Here is a 14064-nt window from a genome sequence, read left to right on the forward strand (position 1 = left end):
CATAGGTATCTACACATTTATCGTGATACCTGTTATTACTTTGCAGAATGATTTCAACCTATCTGTTGGCGGGATTGACTCTCGCCTTACCCGCCGATATCAGACGCTGGTTAAACAGCATATGACGCCCGCGGCTCTTCTTGCTTCTGCGGTTAAAGACCTCGCAAGTGCTCAAAAATCAACTTTCGCAACTACCCAAGCTGTCTGGCGTTTTCTGAATAATAAGCGAATTAGCTTCAGTCAACTCAATGAGCCAATTATTTCGCTAGCACTTGAGCAAATTTCGCTTAGCCCGCATCCATACGCTCTCGTTGTTCATGATTGGTCACGTTTACAATTTCTTTACCATCATGCCAAATACGGACGCTTAAAAATGACGCACGGTGGCGATGTTGGATATGAACTTCAAAGCAGCTTGCTGGTTGATGCTGGCACGGGTTTGCCAATAGCGCCTCTATCTCAGACACTTACCGATGCAACCGGTTGTCATTCAACGTTGGCGGAAGGACTGTCCGAACGGCAGACACATATGGACGCCTTGACGACCGATATTGCCCGTGTGGAATCGCTTAATATAGGTAAAAAGCTGATTCATATAATTGATAGAGAGGGTGACTCTATTGGACATATGCGGACGTTGAGTACTCAAGGAATATGCTGGCTTATCCGAGGAAAAGAAGGACATGGTGCAGAGTGGCAAGGTAATTCATTGAAAATTGGTGAGATTGCTGCTCTTCTGCCATACAACGGATGCGGACAGGTAGACTGGAAAGGGAAAAAAGCTGATATGGAAATCAGTGAAACCTCGATAGTCATAACCCGAGCTGCGCAGCAGAAGCGTAAAGATAAAGAAACCGGCCGCCGCATAAAAATCCAACCTGGAGAGCCTCTGACGGTCAGATTGGTTGTTGTTCGGCTTACGGATGATCTCGGTAATGTGGTGGGACGCTGGACGCTGCTTACAAACGTTTGCAGCGAGATCACCTGCGAGGAAGTAGCTCGTTGGTATTACTGGCGCTGGAATATTGAATCATTTTTTAAGTTGCTGAAAGGTGCCGGACATGACGTAGAAACATGGCTTCAGCGCAGCGCGCCAGCCGTACTACGCAGGTTGTTAATAGCCAGTATGGCTGCTGTTCTGGTATGGCGGCTGCAACGCGCTGAAGGAGAAGAAAATGCGGCAGCCCGCCAGCTGATATGTCGCTTGTCAGGACGACAGCAAAAGCGAGGCCGCAGAGAGAGCGCTCCTGCTCTGCTCGCTGGCCTATCCATCTTGTTGAATACACTAAAATTATTATCGGAATATAGTCTGGAAGAACTTACTCATTTAGCGAGAGTTGCTCTTAAGCCTCCTCCCTGATGTGTAGATACCTATGCATTAAACGACTGGCGCGTAAAACGATTTGCTTCTCGCGCTCTGTCGAGATCCACGAAAAAGTCATCGGAGCCTTCATCGAAAAACACATGTTCTACTAATTGGAGTCATTACCCAATAATTAATAAGTCCTTTGAGAAAACAGACGTCTGCTTTGGCATAAAACCTCAACCTTTTATTCTCTACAGTTCTATGTGGAATACCTAACTTAGGCGCTATTTCTTTTGCGGATAGTTTCCTTATCGTATAAATAATAATTTTCAATTCTCTTTTAGTAAAAAGATCATTAGGGGGGGGAGGCAAACCACCGAAGGTTTAATATCATCAAATAAGTCCATAATGGAAACATAGGAGAACGTTTTCGCATAATAAATGGTGCTGACCCACATTATAGCCTGTACCTAAACGTGTACCGATTTTCTCTTGATTTAGGCGAATCGACAGTCGCGGGAGGTTACAGACACAAAAAAGCCCGCAGGGCTTGCGCTGTGCGGGCTCTTAGGACTTCATCGGATGACTCTGGTAATCACCGATGGAGAATTTGGTGGAGCTGGCGGGATTTGAACCCGCGTCCGGAATTTCTACGCCTTCGGCACTACATGCTTAGTCCAGTCTTTACATTCACCTGTCAGCTGCGGACGGACACGCCACTAACAAACTAGCCTGATTGGTTTTAACGCTTCAGCCCCAGGCAGGACATCCACGCGATCTCTTTTGGGTTTGACCTCTCTTGATCCCCGTCCTAAGAGCGGAGGCTAGGGAGAGAGGGAATCTTCAGGTTATTAAGCTGATTAGGCTGCTAAAGCAGTTTCAGATTCGAATTGCGAGTCGTTTGCAATTATTTTTTTTGAGGCTTTTTTACGAGGCCAACCCCACCTCGGCATGCACCTTAGGTTTCGCAAATCCCGTCGAGTCCAGGATCAGCCCCAAGTTGTTAATTTCATTATAGCAAACTTGCAGTGGCAAGGCAACGCTATCGGCCGGCATGCTTCATGATGCGTGCCTTATCCAACTGCCATTCGCGTTCTTTGATATCTGTCCGTTTATCGTACTCTTTTTTACCTTTGGCCACGCCGATTTTCACTTTCACCCACGCGTTTTTCCAATACAGCGAGAGCGCCACAACGGTGTAGCCTTCACGGTTAACGCGGCCAAACAGTGAATCCAGTTCACGCTTATTGAGTAAAAGCTTGCGGGTTCGCATCGGGTCACAGACCACATGCGAAGAGGCCACCGTCAATGGTTGGAAGGTGGCGCCAAAAAGGTAGGCTTCGCCATCTTTGAGCAGCACATAGCTGTCGCTGATGTTCGCTTTGCCGGCGCGTAACGATTTCACTTCCCATCCCTGCAGCGAGAGTCCCGCCTCGAACTCCTGTTCTATAAAGTATTCGTGTCGGGCGCGTTTGTTTTGCGCAATGGTAGCTGAACCGGGTTTGTGTGCTTTTTTCTTTGTCATAGTGCGCAATATTATACAGTTAACCTCGGGGAAGAAAAGCTTTCCTCTAAGGCGTACGGGCTTTTGATCACAGACGTGGCATAGCGCACGTAACGGTCTTTTTGTCTCGTTGGAGATAAATGATAATATTAGGGTGAATCGATAAAGACAGGAAAGATTATGCCTCATATTACGCGCTCCGCGCTGGTTCCTTACAGCGCAGAGCAGATGTTCGCCTTGGTGAATGATATCAGCGCTTATCCAGAATTCATTCCAGGCTGTACCGCCAGTCGGGTGCTTGAAAAGAACGGCAGCGAACTGACCGCAGAGATGAATGTCTCAAAAGCGGGCATCAGCAAATCCTTCACCACCCGCAATGTTATCACTGAAAATCAAAGCATTGTGATGCGCTTGGTGGAAGGCCCCTTCAGCTCCTTTGCCGGCGATTGGCGTTTCATCCCCCTTAGCGAAGAGGCCAGCAAGGTCGAATTCCATCTCGATTTTGAATTCAAGAACAAGCTGATTGAGCTGGCGTTTGGGCGTATTTTCAAGGAGATGGCGAACAGCATGGTCATGGCGTTCACCCGCCGGGCCAAAGAGGTTTACCATGCCTGACATCCGGGTCGAGGTCGTTTACGCCCTGCCGGAGCGCCAGTATCTGCGCCAGCTGGTGCTGGAGGAGGGGAGTACCCTGGAGCAGGCGATTCGCGCCTCGGGTCTTCTGGCTATGCGACAGGATATCGATCTCAACGTGAATAAAGTGGGCATCTTCAGCCGGCCCGCCAAATTGGACGATACACTCAGTGACGGCGACCGGGTGGAGATCTACCGGCCGTTGCTTATCGACCCCAAGGAATTGCGCCGTCAGCGCGCGGAACGCACGCGGAAATAACCGCCGCCGCCCCCTGCCTGCGCAACGGCAGGCGATCCCAGACCTTATACAGGTCAACCTTCACGCCGCCATAGTAGCGGGTAACGCCACTTATTGACTGGTGCTGGGGCCTTCGAGCGTCGGTTTGTTGTCAATATGCGTCAGGATGTCGCTGCTGTTAAAGGTCAGCGTCAGCGTTTGCTGCGAGACCGCTTCATGGCCCGGTTCACGGCGGAAAATGTAATACCAGGTGTTCGAGCCGAACGGATCCTTCATCATTGAAGTGCCAAGGGTATAGGCCACCTGCTGCTTGGTCATGCCGGTGTGGATTTTGGCGACGTCAGCTGCGGTCAGATAATTGCCCTGATTGATGTCGGGACGATAAACCACTCTCTCGAACACGGAGCAACCGGCGGTAAACATCAGCATAACGACAGCAGCAGCAGTCAACGTCTTACAGCTCATAATAATCACATTCCTTTTGGGCATAGGATGCCGATGATAATAGACCTTGCCGGCGTTGGGAACCTCTGCAAGGCCCATCTATGACCGCAGGATGAGAAAAAAGTTGGGCTTTTCTAAGCGGCAAGCAGCTCCCTGGCGTTCGCCAGCGTATTTTTTGTGACTTCGCTGCCGCCTAGCAGGCGGGCCAGCTCCTGCAGTCGGGCTTTTTTATCCAGCGCCAGCATCTGCGTTTCGGTGGCGCTGCCGTCGGTATTTTTACTGACGAAAAAGTGATGATGCCCGAATCCGGCTACCTGCGGCAAATGCGTCACGCACATCACCTGGGTGGACTCACCCAACTGACGCAGCATTTTGCCCACGATTGCGGCCGTCGGCCCGCTGATGCCTACGTCGACTTCGTCAAAGATCAGCGCCGGCGTGTCCATTTGGCGGGCGGTAATAACCTGTATCGCCAGCGCAATGCGGGACAGCTCGCCGCCGGAGGCCACTTTCGCCAGCGGCTGTAGCGGCTGGCCGGGGTTGGTGGTCACCATGAACTCCACGCGATCGGCGCCGTCGGCGTTAAGCTGTTCGGGCTGGAAATGCACATCAATGGCCAGCTTACCGTGCGGCAAGGATAGCTCGTGCATGCTGAGGGTGATATGGCCGGCCAGGCTGGTGGCGTGCTCAGCGCGGCGCTGGTGGAGCTGGCGGGCAAGCTCCATCGCTTGCAGGTGGTGGCGTTCGACCGCCTCGGCCAGCGCGCCGGCGCTGGCGTCGTGCTGTATTATCGCCTCTTGCTCTTGCAGGAGCTGCTGATGGTGCTGCGCCAGGGCTTCCGGTTTCACATGATGCTTACGCGCCAGACTGATTTGGCGCGACAGGCGTTGCTCCAGTTCATGCAGGCGACCGGGATCAAGATCGATACGATCGCCGTAATGGCGCAGCTCATTGCTGGCTTCGGTAAGCTGGATAGCGGCATCCTCCAGCAGCGTCATCACGTCGGAGAGGGATGCATCCAGCGTAACCAGCTCGCTCATCACCTGCCGGGCGGTGTGCAGCTGGCTGAGCAGATTGGCCTCGTCGCCTTCGCTCAAAAGCTCCAGCGTTTGCTGGGTGGCGGTAATCAGCTGCCCGCTGTTTGCTAGCCGCTTGTACTCTTGATCAATCTGCTCGTATTCGTCCGCAACCGGCGCGAAATCATTCAACTCTTTTAATTGATACTGCAGCAGCTCGCGCCTGGCGTCGCGTTCGGCGGCTTGCTGGCGCGCGCTGGCGAGATCCAGGCAGCTTTGATGCCATTGGCGGTAGGCGGCCGCCATGGCCTGCTGGAGGTCTTTCTCACCGGCGTAGGCGTCCAGCAGGCGCTTTTGGTGATCGGGGCGCAGCATCAGCTGGTGGGCGTGTTGACCGTGAATTTGAATCAGGAACTGGCCCAGCTCACGCAGCTGTGACAGCGGCACCGGCGTACCGTTGATAAAACCGCGTGAGCGGCCATCCTGGCTTACCACGCGGCGCATCAGGCATTCATTGCCGTTATCAAGCGCGTTATCCGCCAGCCAGCGGGCGGCCAAGGGGGTATCATTGAGTAAAAAACGCGCGCAAATATCCGCCCTGGCGGCCTCGGGCCGTACCATGCTGACCTCGGAACGGCCGCCGAGACACAGACCGAGCGCATCGATCGCAATGGATTTCCCCGCGCCAGTCTCACCGGTAATCACGCTCATCCCCGACTGAAAATCAATCGTTAACGCGCGCACAATGGCGAAATTGGCAATGGTCAATTGAGCCAGCATAGTTGCCTTCCTGTATAAAAACAAACTACTGTGGTTAACCACAGTATAAACTAGTTTTTTATACAGTAAAGTGGTGACAGGCAAAATTCAGAATAATTTTTTCGACCAGCCTAATTTACTACTTAACGTATTGAAATAATTGTAATCATTGGGATGTATCAAATCGAGATAATAGTCGCTGCGGCGGATAAAGATCTCTTCACCTTCCTGGATTGGCAGCGCTATCTGACTGTCGCAGCTGATTTCCAGATCCGGTGCCAGTTGGGAAAATTTCAGGCGTATCGTGCTGCTGCCGTTAATCACCAGCGGGCGTGAGGAGAGGGTATGCGGAAACATCGGCACCAAGGCAATGGCATCCACCAGCGGGGTCAGTATCGGACCGCCGGCGGACAGGGAGTACGCCGTGGATCCGGTCGGCGTGGCGATGATGAGGCCGTCGGAGCGCTGGGAAAAGGCAAAGGTATCATCAATGTAAACCTCGAACTCGATCATGTGCGCCACCTTGCCGGGATGCAGCACCACCTCGTTAATGGCGCTGCTTAATCGGCCGCATACATCGCCCCGGCAAACCTGGGCTTCCAGCAAAAAGCGTTTTTCGCTGCGAAAGTGACCCGCCAGCACGTCGGATAATTGCGCCAGCGCCGAGTCGGGATCGAGGTCGGTCAAAAAGCCGAGATTGCCACGGTTGATACCAATGACCTTGATATCGTAGCGCGCCAAAATGCGTGCCGCGCCCAGCATGTTGCCATCGCCGCCGACCACGATCGCCAGATCGGCCTGCTGGCCGATATCGGCCAAACTGCCGGTAATGGCTTCGTGTAACGCCAGATCGCGGGCGATCTGATGTTCCATGATAACGTGGTACCCTTTTTCATTCAGCCAGTGGTACAGCGTCTCATGCGTGGCCAGCGCATTGGGGTGACGCGGATGGCCGACGATGCCGATAGTCTGAAAAGTGCTAGTCATTTGATTGCTGATCCCCGGCGTATTTTTGCAAGCTTCATTATGCGTCATCCCTTGAATCCCCGCTATTCATCCCCATAATAACCGGACGAGCGAGAATAATGCTGAACCGCGGAGAAAACTCATGATGAGTAGTAAAGAACAGAACACCCCTGACGAGCAAGTCTCACAAGAAATTGAAATTGAACAAGGGCAGCAAGCGGAAGCGGCGCCTGAGACGGTTGACGTTGTGGATCCGCGAGATGAACGTATTGCCGAATTGGAAGCGGCGCTAAGCCAGGCGCAACAACGCGAGCGCGATAGCGTGCTGCGCGCCAAGGCGGAAATGGAGAACGTGCGTCGCCGCAGTGAGCAGGATGTCGAGAAGGCGCATAAATTTGCCCTGGAACGTTTCGCCGGTGAACTGCTGCCGGTCATTGATAATTTAGAGCGCGCGCTGGATATGTCGGATAAAACCAACGCCGAGCTGGCGTCTACGATTGAGGGCATCGAACTGACGCTCAAATCTTTGCTGGATGCGGTACGCAAGTTTGGCCTGGATGTTGTGGGGGAAACCCATGTGCCGTTCAATCCCGAAGTACACCAGGCGATGACGATGCTGGAGTCCGACGAGCACGAGCCCAACCACGTGATGATGGTGATGCAAAAAGGCTACACCCTTAATGGCCGACTTATTCGCCCGGCGATGGTTGCGGTATCGAAAGCCAAAAGCTGAGGTTTTCCCTCCCGCCGCCAGCGGCGGGAGAAACCACACCGATCGCCGCCGTCGCTGCATAGCGGAGTGCCAAAGGCTAACGACCGGCCACCACGACCTCTGCGCGGGTGTTACGTTGCCACCCCCGCCCGCGTTTCACCGTTGTCGATTTCAGGCCCGAAAGACCGTCCGCGTTTTATGCCACTCTGCCCGCACCTGCGTCTATCCCTCTTTTTGCTCTGTAAGGCGTGCACGCAGGATGCTGCGCCGTTACGCCACCGGCAGCGTTGGCGCCCAATCAATCGGTTGTTGGCCTTGCTGAACCAATAGGGCATTGGCTTTAGAGAAATGGCGGCAGCCAAGAAAGCCGCGATGGGCAGACAGGGGCGAGGGATGCGGCGCTTTAAGCACATGGTGACGTTTGGGGTCGATAATCGTGCCTTTTTTCTGGGCGTGGGAGCCCCACAGGAGAAAAACGATGCCTTCACGCTGCGCGTTGAGCACCTTGATGACCTTGTCGGTAAAGGTCTCCCAGCCCAGACTGGCGTGGGAATGCGCTTTGCCCGCTTCCACTGTCAATACCGTATTGAGTAGCATCACGCCCTGTTGCGCCCAGCTCTGCAGACAACCATGATTCGGGATAACAAAGCCGGGAATGTCGCTGGCCAGTTCTTTATAGATATTGACCAGCGAGGGCGGGGCGGGTACGCCTGGTTTGACCGAAAAAGACAGGCCGTGGGCCTGATTGGGGCCATGATAAGGATCCTGGCCGAGGATCACCACTTTCACCGCATTCAGTTCCGTGAAGCGAAAAGCGTTGAAGACATCTTTGGCGGGCGGGTAGATGGTCATTCCCGCCGCCCGCTCTCTGGCGACAAATGCCAGCGTTTCCTGAAAATAGGGCAGAGTTTTTTCCTGCGCGAGAGCATCGCGCCAGGTGAGCATTTGCGTCATGTTACGCTCCATGATAGTGACGATCTGGTCTAAGCTTAACGTTTTATCACCGCGGGTTAAACGTTTTCCCGCCGTCCGAAGCCGGAAAAAATCGCCAAACCAGTAGGGTTGAGTGCATTTCAAAATTGACTTAAATCAATAAGTTTGGTCAGGAATGTCGCCACTTTCCGCGAGAGATTGATTTAAATCAAAGTATCGGCCCCGGTTGGCGGGTGTATAATCAGTTTTAGAAATTGGTCTTACCAAATGTCCAGGCAGGCTAAATGATAAACGGCATGCGTCTGGACGCCGTATGGAACCCATACCACGGAGGCATCTATGATTATCGGAACACAAATTACCGAGGCTGAAAACGAAGCGCTGGTAAACTCATTCTGGCTGCTGGATGAGGCTAATAAACAAGCCCGCTGCCTGGTCGCCGTTGCCGGTTACGCCGACGACCAGTTGGTTTCCCTGCAGGAACTGGGCAAATTCGACTACCGTGAAATTCCGCTAGAGCAGAAGGAAGTGGTGCGTGTTGAGGGCGGGCAGCACCTGAATGTCAACGTGCTGAGCCGTGAGACGCTGGAAGACGCGGTCGCGAATCCGGAAAAATATCCGCAGCTTACTATTCGCGTTTCGGGCTATGCGGTACGCTTCAATTCACTTACGCCTGAGCAGCAGCGGGATGTTATCACCCGTACTTTCACCGAAAGTTTGTAATCTCCGCTCTTCATGCGCAAGGGGGCCTCTGGCCCCTTTTTTTATGGCTAGCCCACGAGTACCAACGCGTGCTCATGGCCCACGGCGTCCGCGCAGGTAGAGCGAACACGATGGCGGGGCCGTGGCATCCGTGTGGGCCAAAGGGGGTCGGGTGGCCCTGGCGTCAGCACGCAGCAAAAGGGCAGGGGACATAACGGCTGCACGCAGCAAAGGGACAGGGGTCTGCACGGGGACAGGGGTGTCGGCACCTATGCGGCAGGAGGGAGACGGGTGGCGAAGGCGCGGTGTTGGCGCGGGACGAAGTATTAGGGTTGGCGGCGGTCCGGGCTGAAAGCTGACAGCCTTAAGCGACATCAGGCATTAAGAGACGCGGATAAGCGCTAAAAGGACCTGTTTCATTGTGCTTACCATGGCCCATGCCTGAGATAAAATCGTCTCGCTGGGGCAAAAGTGAGCACCTAACGTGCCTGGGGACGGTGGCAGTTAATTCATTAAAAAACAAAGTCATTTAATTTTATGCATCGTGTCAGCAACATGCCGATTACTTTTCGCTAACGGTTAATAACACGTAGGCGGCACACATGACGCTAACCGCGCGAAAGCGCGGCTTTTACCAACAGAAAACCCTGCTTCCGCGCCGCGTTTAATGGGACGTTGCTGTTTTTATCAGCATGCCATCGCAGCCTGTCACGCGCTGGCTTAAGCGTCGCTTTCCGGCTTGGTTACGCTTGTCGCATCCGGCGCCGCTTTGGGCACCCGGCGTTTGCCGATGTTCTTTTTATCGCGCAAACGCACCTTGATTTTGCCTTTGGTCTGCGCCTGTTCTTTCTTTTCTTTGCGCTTCGCCAGCACCTTTTTCGACGGCTTGCCGCTCATTTTTTCAGCCGGTGCGCGTGTGGTAGGGCGCAGTTCATCTATCGTGCGTGCCTTTAACGGTTCATTAAGGTAACGACTGATTTTTCCCAACAGCAAATGATCGTGCGCTTCCACCAGCGAAATGGCGCAGCCTTTGCGGCCGGCGCGGGCGGTGCGGCCTATCCGATGCAGGTAGACATCCGCCGTCGCGGGGAGGTCGAAATTAATGACATGGCTGATGTCCTCGATATCCAGACCGCGGGCCGCAACATCCGTTGCCACCAGGACGTTCATCCGGCCATCGCTCATACGCTTGATGGCTTCATTGCGTTTGGCCTGGACCAGCTCCCCTTCCAGATAACATGAGGGGATGCCGGCATCACGCAGCCAGCCTACCAGCTCATGCAGCCGCTCGCGTTTGCGGACGAAAACAATCGTTTTACTGACCTCGGGCTGTTTGAGCAGGTGGCAAAGCAAGGCGGTTTTATGCGTCACATCGTCGGCGCGATAATACCATTGCACGATTTTTTTGCGTTCGCGACGCGAGGGCGAGGCGTCGATTTCCACCGGATCGTTAAGCAGACGTTCGGCAAAATCCTTGACCGCGCTCCCTTCCAGCGTGGCCGAAAACAATAGCGTTTGCTTGCGCCAGCGGGTTTCGGCGGCAATCTGCTCGACGTCCTGGGCGAACCCCATATCCAGCATGCGATCCGCCTCGTCCAGAATTAGCGTTTCTACCGCCCGACAGTCAAAATTTTCTTCCTTGATATACTGCAGCAGGCGACCGGTAGTGGCCACCACGATATCCTGATTCTCGCTAAACACTTCGGCATGATTCATATACGCCACGCCGCCGGTGATAGTGGCGATGTCCAGGTGGGTGTGGGCGGCCAGCTGTTTGGCCTGTTCCGCTACCTGCATCGCCAGCTCGCGGGTAGGGGTGACGATCAATACTCGCGGCGGACCGGATTTCTTGCGAGGGAAATCAAGGAGATGCTGCAATACCGGCAGCAGGTAAGCGGCGGTTTTGCCGGTGCCGGTCGGCGCCGAACCCAAAACATCACGTCCGGCCATGGCCGCCGGAATGGCTTCAGCCTGAATGGCGGTGGGGCGTTCAAAGCCTTTGTCGCTTAGGGCGGCGAGCAGGTCTTCGTGAAGCTCGAGTTCGATAAATTGGGTTACAGTCATGGGCTACCTCTGGTTGGGGCGCAGATTATAGACGGATCCCACGTAATCTTCATCTGTTTGTGCGCGTCAGTTTATTTTAAAGTAGCGGTATACGCCTGCAGGAGCCACACGAATATGCTACCCACGGCCGTCACAAAACCGCTGCGGCGGGACGGATTTACCTTTAAACAGTTTTTTGTCGCCCACGATCGATGCGCAATGAAAGTCGGCACCGATGGCGTGCTGCTGGGCGCCGGTCATTGAGGCGGGCAGGGCGCTGGATATCGGCACCGGCAGCGGCCTGGTGGCGCTGATGCTGGCGCAGCGCATGCATGGCGCTATTTCGACTGATGCTGTCGATTTGGACCCGGACGCCTGCCGTCAGGCGCGGGACAATTTTACCGCCAGCCCTTGGGCAACCTCCCTGTGCGCGGTCGAGGGCGATATCTGCGCCTATGCCGACAGGGTGTCGCGGCGCTATAAAATGATCGTCAGCAATCCGCCCTATTTTGACGCGGGGCCGGCCTGCGCTACCCCGGCGCGCGAGCGGGCACGTTATACCCGCAGCCTGAGCCATCAAGCGCTGCTGACCGCCGCCGCCGCGCTGCTGGACGCGGATGGTACGCTGGCGCTTATCCTGCCGTATGCCGCCGGCGAGGCGCTCATTGCCCGCGCGTTGGCACAGGGCTGGTGGCTACAGCGGCGCACCGATGTCAGCGGCAGAGCAGATTTGCCCCCGCACCGGTTGCTGCTGGCCTTGACGCGCCGGCCGATGCCGTTAATTCACGATACGCTGACGTTACGCGACCCGTCGGGCGCCTGGACGCCGGCGTTTCGCGCCCTGGCGGGTGATTTTTATCTGGCGTTTTAATCGCCGAGCCGTTTTGGGTTGCAGGTGCGTGGCAGCTGCGCAGTTACAAACCTGTTCCTGCGCCTAAACTATGGGCAGGAACCGTATTCCCATGCTCATTTGATACCTGAACATTATTAATATGAGTATTTCATCCGCCCTATCGATGATCCTGACCTATTGCGAAAATAATACGCGTGGACACGCTGTATAATGTCTCTCCATCTTCAATGTCCCTCCATTGTTATTTTCCCTTCCATGAGAGAAGTGCCCTCTTTCAGACAGCGCGGGCGTGAATGATTGCCATACCGGTGTTATGCCGTCAAGCTCACTGCGGCTGAAAGTGAAATATAGCAAGAAGTGGGGGGTAGTATTCTTTGGTGACAATCGGGATGTTATGTGCGCAGGCAGTCGCCGCCAGTCCTGTGGTCATGGAATAGGCATGGGCTTGATGTTTTTTATGTCTTCATAACGGCATTATGATTTGGCCCCATAGAAAGACGTTAATAAGCCGTCTAAAAATAAAGTCATTTATTTAACTAAACAGTGAGGTTAATTATGGATAAAGATAAACCTATGCTTAGACACGGTCGCATTACTTTCCCGGAGTCTCGGTCTGAAAAAATGGGACAATGGTGGGCAAATGCGTTAGAGAGTGGAAAGTTCTTCCCCGCAACGCAGGCGGGTTTAGCCGATAAATTCGCCCCGAGTGATGAACGTAATGCCCTGCCGCCAAATGATGGCCAGATTGCCAGTGCCGGTTTCACGGATGGCGGCACTACCACTGAACCGCTCAAACTTGATGAATACGGTGAAGACCGTTGGGAAAAGAATGAAATAAAAGCCAATTCCGTGGTGGATTTTACCTGGAACTATAGCGCGACACATGCCACACGACGTTGGAATTATTTTATCACCAAGGATGGCTGGAACCCTAATGAACCCTTGAGCCGCGCCCAGTTTGAGCAAGAGCCCTTTTTCATGGTGCAAAATCCGTGGCAGCCGCATTGGGAACATGCTAATGAATTGACGCCAAGTGCCGACGGGACGGTACATAAAGTTCAAATGCCCAACAAGAAGGGCTACCATGTCATTCTTGGCGTATGGGAAATTGCCAACACCGCCAGGGCCTTTTATCAAGTCGTCGATGTTAATTTTGTCTGATTATGATTTTCCATTATTACTGGCTTTTAATTTAAGGCCATGATCACCTCGTCCGTGTCGGTATGCGCAGGAAGCTATTTTAAACATTGTTTCTCTGACCACGCATACCGCCGTAATTAACGTTATTAAATTGTCATTTAATTAAATTATCCGTTAAGGTCACCAGAGATGTAAGGGCGAGCGCGTCACCCCATCCAGGCCTTCAGCAGGAAAATAGCCTCTCAGGTAGCTAAGCGGGAAAGAGGGAGAATAGCATCAACGCCAAGAGAGGGTATTATTACGGCTGGCCTTATTATTTTATGTCACGTTTGTTATCACACCAGATATGCTCTGCCATCATCCATTCTGGCATTAAGCGTGCTCAATGAAGCGAGGCGGCGTTTTTCTGGGACTAAGCGTGATAAATGAAGCGAGGCGGCGTTTTCCCGGCACTAGGCGTGTTAAATAAAGCGAGGAAGCGTTTTTCTGGCACTAAGCGTGTTCAATGAAGCGAGGCGGGGTTTTTCCGGCACTAAGCGAGCTAAATGAATAACCCCGAGTTTATTAGAGAGTAATTTTGGCAATACTACGCCGCTTCCTCTGATGCTAATTGCAAAGCGTAATAGTTCATTTCGGCTTCAGTAGGAGGGATGTAACCCAGCCGCCCGAGCAGCCTTCTGTTGTTGTACCAGTCCACCCAGTCCAGCGTGGCCAACTCCACTTCCGTCCGGTTTTTCCAGCTCCCGCGGTGGATAACCTCCGTTTTGTACAACCCGTTGATACTCTCTGCCATCGCATTATCGTAGGAGTCGCCG

Annotated in this window: 14 protein-coding genes, 1 other RNA gene and 2 pseudogenes; 8 read left to right on the forward strand and 9 right to left on the reverse strand. The window is 53.6% G+C overall.

Going from position 1 to position 14064, the window contains the following annotated elements; all coding sequences use genetic code 11:
- Together CINSTRO3249_RS05990 and CINSTRO3249_RS05995 are read left to right on the forward strand one after the other, a co-directional pair.
- The coding region (locus tag CINSTRO3249_RS05990; protein ID WP_254304262.1) for a flagellar biosynthesis protein FlhF at window positions 1-1360 on the forward strand (1360 nt) is incomplete at its 5' end.
- A gap of 17 nt (window positions 1361-1377) precedes the next feature.
- A pseudogene (locus CINSTRO3249_RS05995) lies at window positions 1378-1476 on the forward strand (IS1 family transposase); the annotation flags it as partial.
- On the opposite strand, the gene CINSTRO3249_RS16455 reads toward CINSTRO3249_RS05995, so the two are convergent.
- From CINSTRO3249_RS16455 to smpB, 3 genes are all read right to left on the reverse strand, one after another.
- The gene (locus CINSTRO3249_RS16455; RefSeq protein WP_125933128.1) at window positions 1451-1678 is read right to left on the reverse strand and encodes a helix-turn-helix transcriptional regulator; all 228 of its coding nucleotides are present in this window, start codon (window positions 1676-1678) and stop codon (window positions 1451-1453) included. The pseudogene CINSTRO3249_RS05995 and the gene CINSTRO3249_RS16455 sit on opposite strands and share 26 nt — an antisense overlap.
- A gap of 239 nt (window positions 1679-1917) precedes the next feature.
- Window positions 1918-2303: a transfer-messenger RNA gene (ssrA, locus tag CINSTRO3249_RS06005) on the reverse strand.
- 45 nt (window positions 2304-2348) lie between these two features.
- A complete protein-coding gene (gene smpB / locus CINSTRO3249_RS06010) occupies window positions 2349-2831 on the reverse strand; it encodes an SsrA-binding protein SmpB (protein ID WP_074012583.1) in 483 nt (160 codons plus the stop codon).
- Window positions 2832-2990: 159 nt separating this feature from the next.
- Between smpB and CINSTRO3249_RS06015 the strand changes: the two genes are divergently transcribed.
- A complete protein-coding gene (locus CINSTRO3249_RS06015) occupies window positions 2991-3425 on the forward strand; it encodes an SRPBCC family protein (RefSeq protein ID WP_074012584.1) in 435 nt (144 codons plus the stop codon).
- Entirely contained in the window at window positions 3418-3702 is a 285-nt protein-coding gene (locus CINSTRO3249_RS06020; RefSeq protein WP_074012585.1) for an RnfH family protein, read from the forward strand. The genes CINSTRO3249_RS06015 and CINSTRO3249_RS06020 overlap by 8 nt, the downstream gene beginning before the upstream one ends.
- Before the next feature lie 90 nt (window positions 3703-3792).
- On the opposite strand, the gene bamE is transcribed toward CINSTRO3249_RS06020, so the two are convergent.
- The 3 genes from bamE to nadK form a co-directional block, all read right to left on the reverse strand.
- Window positions 3793-4146 (reverse strand): outer membrane protein assembly factor BamE, encoded by a 354-nt coding sequence (bamE, locus tag CINSTRO3249_RS06025; protein WP_074012590.1) that lies wholly within the window; start codon window positions 4144-4146, stop codon window positions 3793-3795.
- Between the two features lie 113 nt (window positions 4147-4259).
- The gene (recN, locus tag CINSTRO3249_RS06030) at window positions 4260-5921 is read right to left on the reverse strand and encodes a DNA repair protein RecN (protein WP_074012586.1); all 1662 of its coding nucleotides are present in this window, start codon (window positions 5919-5921) and stop codon (window positions 4260-4262) included.
- An 87-nt stretch (window positions 5922-6008) separates the two neighbouring features.
- Window positions 6009-6887 carry an NAD(+) kinase gene (nadK, locus tag CINSTRO3249_RS06035; protein ID WP_074012591.1) on the reverse strand — a complete coding sequence of 293 codons (879 nt, stop codon included), beginning with the start codon at window positions 6885-6887 and terminating at the stop codon, window positions 6009-6011.
- A gap of 124 nt (window positions 6888-7011) precedes the next feature.
- Between nadK and grpE the strand changes: the two genes are divergently transcribed.
- A complete protein-coding gene (gene grpE, locus CINSTRO3249_RS06040; RefSeq protein ID WP_074012592.1) occupies window positions 7012-7599 on the forward strand; it encodes a nucleotide exchange factor GrpE in 588 nt (195 codons plus the stop codon).
- A gap of 249 nt (window positions 7600-7848) precedes the next feature.
- Here the strand turns inward: grpE and ung are convergent, their stop codons facing one another.
- Entirely contained in the window at window positions 7849-8532 is a 684-nt protein-coding gene (ung, locus tag CINSTRO3249_RS06045) for a uracil-DNA glycosylase (RefSeq protein WP_074012587.1), read from the reverse strand.
- A gap of 318 nt (window positions 8533-8850) precedes the next feature.
- On the opposite strand from ung, the gene grcA reads away from it, so the two are divergent.
- Window positions 8851-9234, forward strand: a complete 384-nt coding sequence (grcA, locus tag CINSTRO3249_RS06050; RefSeq protein ID WP_074012588.1) for an autonomous glycyl radical cofactor GrcA — start codon at window positions 8851-8853, stop codon at window positions 9232-9234.
- A gap of 699 nt (window positions 9235-9933) precedes the next feature.
- Here grcA and srmB read toward each other — a convergent pair.
- Window positions 9934-11277, reverse strand: a complete 1344-nt coding sequence (srmB, locus tag CINSTRO3249_RS06055) for an ATP-dependent RNA helicase SrmB (protein WP_074012589.1) — start codon at window positions 11275-11277, stop codon at window positions 9934-9936.
- A gap of 114 nt (window positions 11278-11391) precedes the next feature.
- Between srmB and CINSTRO3249_RS06060 the strand changes: the two are divergent.
- Window positions 11392-12127: pseudogene (locus tag CINSTRO3249_RS06060) on the forward strand (tRNA1(Val) (adenine(37)-N6)-methyltransferase).
- Between the two features lie 537 nt (window positions 12128-12664).
- The gene (locus tag CINSTRO3249_RS06065; protein ID WP_074012593.1) at window positions 12665-13270 is read left to right on the forward strand and encodes a lytic polysaccharide monooxygenase auxiliary activity family 9 protein; all 606 of its coding nucleotides are present in this window, start codon (window positions 12665-12667) and stop codon (window positions 13268-13270) included.
- A 565-nt stretch (window positions 13271-13835) separates the two neighbouring features.
- On the opposite strand, the gene CINSTRO3249_RS06070 is transcribed toward CINSTRO3249_RS06065, so the two are convergent.
- Window positions 13836-14064 (reverse strand): integrase core domain-containing protein (locus tag CINSTRO3249_RS06070; protein WP_143146879.1); only part of this gene is annotated, 229 nt, incomplete at its 5' end.

Source organism: Candidatus Sodalis sp. SoCistrobi, from assembly GCF_900143145.1.
In the GTDB taxonomy this organism is placed as follows: domain Bacteria; phylum Pseudomonadota; class Gammaproteobacteria; order Enterobacterales; family Enterobacteriaceae; genus SoCistrobi.

Bases quoted from the DNA above. Each gene is read 5' to 3' on its own strand.
- srmB (WP_074012589.1), bottom strand. From the start codon at position 11,277: ATGACTGTAACCCAATTTATCGAACTCGAGCTTCACGAAGACCTGCTC.
- ung (WP_074012587.1), bottom strand. From the start codon at position 8,532: ATGACGCAAATGCTCACCTGGCGCGATGCTCTCGCGCAGGAAAAAACT.
- CINSTRO3249_RS06015 (WP_074012584.1), top strand. From the start codon at position 2,991: ATGCCTCATATTACGCGCTCCGCGCTGGTTCCTTACAGCGCAGAGCAG.
- CINSTRO3249_RS06065 (WP_074012593.1), top strand. From the start codon at position 12,665: ATGGATAAAGATAAACCTATGCTTAGACACGGTCGCATTACTTTCCCG.
- smpB (WP_074012583.1), bottom strand. From the start codon at position 2,831: ATGACAAAGAAAAAAGCACACAAACCCGGTTCAGCTACCATTGCGCAA.
- grcA (WP_074012588.1), top strand. From the start codon at position 8,851: ATGATTATCGGAACACAAATTACCGAGGCTGAAAACGAAGCGCTGGTA.
- bamE (WP_074012590.1), bottom strand. From the start codon at position 4,146: ATGAGCTGTAAGACGTTGACTGCTGCTGCTGTCGTTATGCTGATGTTT.
- recN (WP_074012586.1), bottom strand. From the start codon at position 5,921: ATGCTGGCTCAATTGACCATTGCCAATTTCGCCATTGTGCGCGCGTTA.
- grpE (WP_074012592.1), top strand. From the start codon at position 7,012: ATGAGTAGTAAAGAACAGAACACCCCTGACGAGCAAGTCTCACAAGAA.
- CINSTRO3249_RS06020 (WP_074012585.1), top strand. From the start codon at position 3,418: ATGCCTGACATCCGGGTCGAGGTCGTTTACGCCCTGCCGGAGCGCCAG.
- nadK (WP_074012591.1), bottom strand. From the start codon at position 6,887: ATGACTAGCACTTTTCAGACTATCGGCATCGTCGGCCATCCGCGTCAC.